Annotated in this window: 8 protein-coding genes and 1 pseudogene; 3 read left to right on the forward strand and 6 right to left on the reverse strand. The window is 45.1% G+C overall.

Annotation, left to right across the window (positions count from 1 at the left end):
* Positions 1-53 precede the first annotated feature (53 nt).
* The 4 genes from DVG78_RS16035 to DVG78_RS16050 form a co-directional block, all read right to left on the reverse strand.
* Positions 54-839 (reverse strand): N-acetylmuramoyl-L-alanine amidase family protein, encoded by a 786-nt coding sequence (locus DVG78_RS16035; protein WP_114462074.1) that lies wholly within the window; start codon positions 837-839, stop codon positions 54-56.
* A 236-nt stretch (positions 840-1,075) separates the two neighbouring features.
* The gene (locus DVG78_RS16040) at positions 1,076-1,663 is read right to left on the reverse strand and encodes a NifU family protein (protein ID WP_114462075.1); all 588 of its coding nucleotides are present in this window, start codon (positions 1,661-1,663) and stop codon (positions 1,076-1,078) included.
* Positions 1,664-1,773: 110 nt separating this feature from the next.
* Positions 1,774-3,147, reverse strand: a complete 1,374-nt coding sequence (locus DVG78_RS16045; protein ID WP_114462076.1) for a beta-barrel domain-containing protein — start codon at positions 3,145-3,147, stop codon at positions 1,774-1,776.
* Positions 3,148-3,155: 8 nt separating this feature from the next.
* On the reverse strand, positions 3,156-5,507 hold the full coding sequence (locus DVG78_RS16050; RefSeq protein WP_114462077.1) for a peptidase domain-containing ABC transporter: 2,352 nt from the start codon (positions 5,505-5,507) through the stop codon (positions 3,156-3,158).
* Between DVG78_RS16050 and DVG78_RS16055 the strand changes: the two genes are divergently transcribed.
* Genes DVG78_RS16055 through DVG78_RS30090 form a run of 3 tightly spaced genes read left to right on the forward strand, consistent with a single transcriptional unit; the run spans position 5,508 to position 6,314 of the window.
* The gene (locus DVG78_RS16055) at positions 5,508-5,741 is read left to right on the forward strand and encodes a hypothetical protein (RefSeq protein WP_114462078.1); all 234 of its coding nucleotides are present in this window, start codon (positions 5,508-5,510) and stop codon (positions 5,739-5,741) included.
* Entirely contained in the window at positions 5,716-6,153 is a 438-nt protein-coding gene (locus tag DVG78_RS16060) for a DUF6934 family protein (protein ID WP_114462079.1), read from the forward strand. The genes DVG78_RS16055 and DVG78_RS16060 overlap by 26 nt, the downstream gene beginning before the upstream one ends.
* On the forward strand, positions 6,150-6,314 hold the full coding sequence (locus tag DVG78_RS30090) for a hypothetical protein (protein ID WP_158550038.1): 165 nt from the start codon (positions 6,150-6,152) through the stop codon (positions 6,312-6,314). The genes DVG78_RS16060 and DVG78_RS30090 overlap by 4 nt, the downstream gene beginning before the upstream one ends.
* 199 nt (positions 6,315-6,513) lie before the next feature.
* Here the strand turns inward: DVG78_RS30090 and DVG78_RS16065 are convergent, their stop codons facing one another.
* Positions 6,514-7,215, reverse strand: a complete 702-nt coding sequence (locus DVG78_RS16065) for a glycosyltransferase family 32 protein (RefSeq protein ID WP_114462080.1) — start codon at positions 7,213-7,215, stop codon at positions 6,514-6,516.
* Between the two features lie 10 nt (positions 7,216-7,225).
* Positions 7,226-7,477 (reverse strand): annotated as a pseudogene (locus tag DVG78_RS30650) (TlpA family protein disulfide reductase); the annotation flags it as partial.
* Positions 7,478-7,632 lie beyond the last annotated feature (155 nt).

Below are 7,632 nucleotides of genomic sequence, written 5' to 3' on the forward strand. Positions count from 1 at the left end.
TTCATAACGCCTATCTTTTAACCCTTGACTATCTGTTTGAAATGGCAAATTTATCAGTTTTCTTCTACTTCTTCCTTATATTGCTTAAAAGCTCGGAAGATAGATTCAGCGATTTGCTCCTGACCTTCTTCCGAATTAAGGTATTTTTCTTCCTGGGCATGGCTTAAAAAACCCGCTTCAACCAATACACTCGGCATGGCAGTTTGCCACAAAACCATAAAACCCGCCTGTTTTACCCCGCGACTGCTGCGGTCGGCGTGTTTTTTAAATTGGCGCTCAATCTTTCCCGCAAAGTTCAAACTGCTCGCTATATACGCATTTTGGCGGTTGGCAAGCATGATATACGCAAGCGGCGAGTTAGGATTAAAACCCTTGTATTTGTCTTCGTAGTCTTTTTCTAATAAAATAACCGCATTTTCTCTTTTGGCCACCTCTAGGTTTTCGTCCGACTTGTGCAATCCCATCACGAAGGTCTCGGTTCCGGCGGGGCTTACTTTATTTTTGGGAAGAGAATTGCAGTGAATCGAAATGAATAAATCTGCTTTACGACGATTGGCAATGTTGGAGCGCTCGTCTAAGTCCACAAATTTATCGCTGGCACGCGTCAAAACCACCCTCACTTCGGGCATTTCTGACTTGATTTTACGCGCCAATTGAAGGGTAATATCCAGTACAATATCTTTCTCACGCGAGATGCGCCCGCGCGCGCCGGGGTCTTTTCCTCCGTGCCCTGCATCAATCACCACCGTCTTTATCCCTCCTTCGGCATCAGATTTTAACGTAAAGCTGCAGAGCGCAATCCAGCTAAAAATCAGTAGGGTTTTAAGAATCGTCGACATGTAAGTAATGAATCGTGATTAGTTATACAACTAATGTATTAACGTATTTAGATACAACGTCTGCGTAATTTAGCAGCTATATTTTATCTAAATACGAAATAACGGCTTTTTGAATTTCAATCATTAAACTATACAAAAAAACTTTCCGTGATTTTATCCAATGGTAAAACGGGAAAGTTTTTGTTGAATTTTACGCAAAGAAACTCAAAATTATGGTAAAAATCGCCAAAGAAGCCCTACACTCCTTCTGCAACTACCTCTTTGACGTCAGGCACCATTTGGGTAAGCAAGTTTTGGATACCTGCTTTGAGCGTCAATGTGGACGAAGGACACCCGCTGCATGAGCCTTGCAACAATACTTTTACGGTACCTGTTATCTCTTCAAACGAATGGAACGAAATAGCTCCCCCGTCAGACTCTACCGCTGGGCGAACGTAGTCATCCAAAATGGTTTTGATTTGACGGACGGTCGGGCTGTCGGTATCTAAGATTGCCGTGTTCTTGTCCACCGTCTTTTGTTCAAATACGGGGTGATTTTCTTCGAAGTAAATTTTCAAAAACTGCTTGGTATCCAGAATGACATCGCCCCAGTCGGTGGCATCATCTTTGGTGACCGTAATAAAATTGGACGCTAAAAAAATACGTTGGACAAAAGGAAACTGAAATAAATCTCCCGCCAACGGCGACGCTTTCCCTTCCATTTGGGTAGACTCGCTGTCGGGATAGTCAAACGAAAGTCCCTGCGGAACAAGCTCGAAGTTTAATACAAACTTCATCGAATTGGGATTGGGGCTCGCTTCTGTATAGATAAATACGGGTTGCATGGTCGTTGCTTCGCACTGTTAGTGATTAATAAAAAACAAAAAGGACAACCTCTGGAAGATTATCCCTTTTGCAACAAAAATTTAACTGAAATGGTTTTCCTTTGGTCTAATTAACGCCTTAACACCTTCCTAAAATCGTAGAAAAGTCGTTCAATCAATTTCAAATCTTCCGTCACAATCTCGCCCGTGGCCGTCATGCCGTTGCGAAAGGGGATTTTCTTTTGTGAAGACGTGACCAATCCTTTGGGAAACTGCACTTTGACCAAGTAGGCCGTATCTTTGGGCATATCCGAAATCGACGCAATGCGCCCGCTCACCGTGCCAAACTCTTGATACGGGTAGCCCGCAAACTTCACAATGACCTCTTGCCCGTGACGCACTTTTCCGAAATTGTACTGCCCTACGTACATTTCTCCTTCAAATCCCGCCCCCTCGGGCAACACATAAAATAACTCCTGCCCAGCTTTGACGGTTTGGCCTTCCTGCAACGGAGTCAGAAAAGCCACTTTTCCGTTCGTGGGTGCCGCCGACACAAAACGCTGTTTCCACGCTTCTGTATCACTTTTTAACGTATTAATGGATTGAAATAAACTATTAAGCTGCTCGATACGGGTCTTTTCCAACTCCAACAGTTCCTGCTGTTTTTGATTTTGCAACATTCCGTTGTTATTAAACGCCGTTTGGGCTTGGTCAACGACCTGTTTTTTTGACAGATACCGACTTCGGGTCTGACGCATTTCTACATCCGCAATGACTTTTTCCTCGTGCAGTTTACGATTCATCCGCAAATCATCTTCGGTCAGTTCGAGGTCTTTTCGGTAATTGTCAAGCTGGGTTTGCAAGTTTTCCCGTAATAGCCCCAATTGAGTCAAGTCATTTTGCAATGCGAGCCTTTTTTGCTCAAAAGCGCCGCCGCGCAATAATGCTTTTGACCGAACATAGGCATCCTGAAAAGTCTGATACGATTTTTGAAGCTCTCCCAATTGGAAATACAACGGAATGGTCACTTTATGAATGTCTTCCAAATCGCCGCGCAGTCCCAATGTTACCAAGGCCGTGACCACCGTATCTAGCCTCAGAACCTCTCCAGGATTGGCCGTACTTTCCAGATACGCCAGGCGCTGCCCCTGCGTTACGTTCATTCCGTCTTTGACAAACAGTTTCATCACAACCCCTTCGCTTTTGGCATTGACCGCCTTCGGGAAATTGACAGCCACCACGCGCAGATTGGCTTTGACCAAATCGGGATATTCCACAAACCACCCCACACCTAGCAAAATCAACAACACGAAGAAAAAAACGGTAATGCCCCAACGCACCAACCACGACGGCGGCTGACTCAATACTTCGTTGACCTCAGAGCTGCGTAACCCCACTATTTCCCAGCCCGCCTCTCCTGGTTGGGAAAGGACAGCCACGCCGTTGGCACGGCCTCCAGTATTGTGTTTCAGTTCTTCGGGTGATATGGGGTTTATCTCTTTCATACAAAGGGCTATTCTGCCAGTTCCAACTGATTGCTCACCAATTCAAAATATTTCCCGCGCTTTTGTACCAGTTCTACATGCGTACCGATTTCGGCAATTTCACCCTTTTCCAACACCACAATTTGATCGGCATTTTTGACCGTACTCAAACGGTGCGCTACCACAATGACGGTCCTCCGACCCGTCGGACCACCCTTGAAAAATTCATCTAAATTTCGCATAATCACGCTTTCATTATTAGCATCCAGCGCATTGGTGGCTTCGTCAAAAAACAGATAATCAGGATTTTTGTAGACGGCACGGGCAATGAGTAACCGCTGCTTTTGCCCCTGGCTAATGCCGTTGCCTTCCGCTCCGATCTTGGTGTTATACCCCAACGGCAATTCTTCAATAAATGACTGAATATTAGCCACATGCACGGCGTGAAGCAGCTTGTGAACATTTGGCACTTCGTCGCCTACGGCGATGTTGTTGGCGATGGTATCTGAAAAAATAAATCCGTCCTGCAATACCGTCCCGCATTGACTGCGCCATTGACGGTGAGAAATTTGTTTTAAGCTTAGCTTGCCGTGGAAACTTCCTTCTCCGCTTAATGAAGAATGAGCGAAGTTTATTTCGCCCATTTGCGGCTCATAGAACTTCAACAGCAACTTCAACAGAGTCGTTTTGCCGCTTCCGCTGGTGCCTACGATTGCCGTTATTTTCCCAGCTGGAATGTGTAAATTGATATTTTTTAGTACCGGCTCATTTCCTGCCCCAGGGTAGGTAAAGGTGAGGTTGGTTACGCCTATCCCGCGTGGCATGCCCTTCTCTCCCCCTCCTCCCGTTAGCAATTGAGCGTAGATAAGCCCCTGTGAAGCAGGCTTATCCTCATCCTCCAACTTATGAATTTCATTCAACCGCTCTAGGCTGATTTGTGCATCCTGCCACTGCTGCATAAACTGCACCAACTGCTCCACGGGACTGTTCAACTGCCCGATGATATACTGCAAAGCCATCATACCGCCCAAGGTCATCTGACCGTTGACAACAGCCGTAGCGGCCAAAAAAGTAATGGCAATGTTTTTTCCTTCGTTCAAAAACAGCGCCCCTGCCTGTTGGTATTGCCCCAAGGCCAATCCCTTCATACTGAGTTTAAACTGCCGTACCTGCAAATTCTCCCATTGCCAGCGCTTAAGGTGTTCGGCGTTGTTGAGTTTTATTTCCTGCACACCCGTAATGAGCTGAATCAGGCTGCTTTGATTCTGCGAAGCCAACGCAAAGCGTTTATGATCAAGTTGCCGACGATACCGCAAAAAAATCGTTACCCATAGTGCGTACAATACGCTTCCAATCAGAAACACCCCGAAAATAGACAGGTTGTAGTAAGCCAGTACAACACTGAAAACCACCAAATTGAAGAGTGAAAACAGCGTATTGAGCGATGTCCCCGTCAAAAATTGTTCAATGCGGTGATGATCGCCAATGCGCTGGAGAATATCGCCGGTCAGCTTAGTATCAAAAAACGAAAGCGGGAGTTTGAGCAGTTTGGTCAGAAAATCCGACAAAATATTGAGATTGATACGGGTACTGATGTGAATCAAAACCCAAGACCGGATAAAATCGACCGATACCCGCCCCACAAACAGCATCACCTGCGCCGTCAATACAAGCGTAATAAAGTGCAGATTACGCGTTTGTATACCCACATCCACCACCGACTGCGTGAGAAAGGGTAACACCAGTTGCAGAATACTGCCAACCAATAAACCCAATCCCAACTGTGAAATCAAACCTTTGTAGCGCCAGAGGTAGCCAAAGAGGTAAGGTAAGCCGATTTTACCCCTATCCCCCGCCCTTTGCGAATCGTCGCCCCGTCCACTAAGGGAAAGGGGGTCTTGAAAGAATTTTGGAGAAGGTTCCAATAGTAAAGCAACTCCTACTTTTTCGCCATCGACCACGGTAGTTGCCCATTTGCTTTCAAATTCTTTGTAGGTGTAAGTCAGCAGGCCGGCGGCAGGGTCGGCGACCTCTATCCCGCGCGGCGTAACGTCCCCGCCCTTTCTCCTCATAGAAGAAAGAGCGCCAATCCCTTTGCCATAGACCACCACAAAATGATTTTGCCCCCAATGTACAATGCAGGGCAGCGGTGCTTCTTCCAGCAGTTTTTGGAGCGTGACTTTTACGCCTAAGGTTTTAAAACCGATGCTTTCGGCGGCTTGGGCAATGCCCAGCAGATTTACGCCTTCTTTCCCAATCTCCGCCGCCGCCCGTAACGGCTGTACGCCATAACTCTGCCCATGGTACTTAGCCACCATCCTAAGACAAGTGGGACCACAATCCATGGCGTCGAGTTGCTTATAAAAAGGGAAGGATTTCAAATGCTTATTATTATTTGGCTGACAAACGTAAGCAGATGGGTCGGATGGACGTTTCCGCGCACCGGGCAGGCGTTCCTGCGGTCCGACGTTTCGCGGTCCGACGTTTCGGCCATGGCGTCGAGTTGCGGTTCGACGATTCGCGGTTCGACGATTCGACGGCAGTGGGGGAATTTTGGAAACACTGTCAATAAAATTTTATTTTTGCACAATGGAGAAACCTATTTACAACATTGAATCATCTTCCGACCGCCTTTTGTATGAATTTGAGAGTAACAGCGATCACAAAATGATTAAGAAAGCAGTTGTTTACTTGCCGATAAAACAAGACCCTAATTTATATGAACTTATCTTTGGCGACTTACAGGATGACGGGACAATAGATGTTCAAACAGTCAGTAACAATCAAGATATAGTCCTGATTTTAAATACAGTAATCAAAACCTTGTATCATTTTTTTGAACTTTACCCTTCAAAAACTGTTATCTTTACGGGTAGTTCAGCGTCAAGAAACCGTCTGTATCGTGCTGTCATATCGAAATTAATCAATGAAAAGTTTGACATTTTTGGTATTACATTCGATGATGAAATTGAACTGTTTGTTCCCAATAAAAACTATTTTGCATTTCAAATCTGCTTAAAGCAATGAAAAAGCCCGCCCGTATCAGTGTTAATCCCGCTTTGGATAAAAAAAACGAGGGTATCAAACTTGGAGCAACTCATCAAAAAAAGCACGATGATCTTATGGCATTGATAGAACGTATGAAAATCAAGGAATCTAAGCCTACTCCATCTAATCTTCCTGTTTGATTGTGCACTCTTTTCCTCCGTTTGGTCAAGCGATAGTCTTCTGATTGGCATCTCCCCAGCAGTAAAGGCATTTCCTTCAAACCGCCGATGCGGCTGTTTTTTCTGCTACAACCGATTGCGCAAAGGCTTCAAATTCGGGCGTTGTTTTCATAAGTTTTCCAATCTGACTGACTCCACATAGATTTTTTAACGTAATTGCTTACAACCAAGAACCCACAAAATGATGAATGGCGAAGGCTTCCGACAGTTTAGCAGCGCCGTAACCCATTTTTTTATTCTCCCGATACAGTGTAGCCTCCCTGCCTCTAAACGGCCCGATAAGTTCAGGGGGCAGAAGCCTAACACTTTTTTTGTCTTCAAAATGATGATAGACCCGATTAATCAACGTGGGGCCCGTGGTTTCCATGACGTAGTGATACTTACCTAATTCCTGCCACCGAGGCGTAAGCAAGCGTAGTTGCTCCTCACAACGCGCGATAGTTACATTAAAAAATTCATGCTTAGGTATGGCAGACATATACGCATTACCCAAAAACACCGAAAACTCGTGATGTAAACCCTCCTCTCTGGGTTCTAATCCGATACAGACAGGATGTGTAAGCAAGCTATCTATAGGTTTGAGGCACTCACAATCAAAATCAATGTACACCCCGCCAAACGCATACAGCACCAAATACTTGATGACATCTACTCGCTGGGTGAGATACGGGAGCGACTCATACAAAGGCCATAGATGCGGATACTGTTCTCGCACCAGCGCATGGCTCCTTGCATCATCCCACAGTTCAAAAGCCCATTCAGGATGTTTATCTCGCCATGTTTGCGAATAACCAAGCAATGACCGTGGAATAGGTTTATTGCCTAACCAAATTTGGTGGAAGGTTTGGGGAAATGATTTCATAGTCACAACGTTACTTTTTCAATAATTCATCGAACAACTTTCTAAGTTTTGGATCACCAGGACGAGGTGCATCTGCACTAAATACTTTGCCATCTTTCCCGATCAGGACATACCTTGGAATACTTGACAAATTAAATTGTTTAGCTATTTCAGACTGTTTCGCATTAGGCAAAAGATAACTTTCTGAATCTACTAGTCCTATGTGTTTTGAAGCTCTTTCCCATGCGATTGCATTATCGTCTATAGATACATACAGAAAACTTACTCCTTTTGAAGCATATTCATCATTTTGTCCTCATTCCCTAGGCCGCAGCCATTTTTAAATAGAGTTCCTCTTGGTTTAACCATATTTGCTGAGGTGTCTTGCCCTTGAGAGCTGAGTGGGGTCTCTCAAAATTGTAAATTCGCCACCACTCA

It is taken from the genome of Runella aurantiaca (assembly GCF_003339505.1).
GTDB lineage: Bacteria > Bacteroidota > Bacteroidia > Cytophagales > Spirosomataceae > Runella > Runella aurantiaca.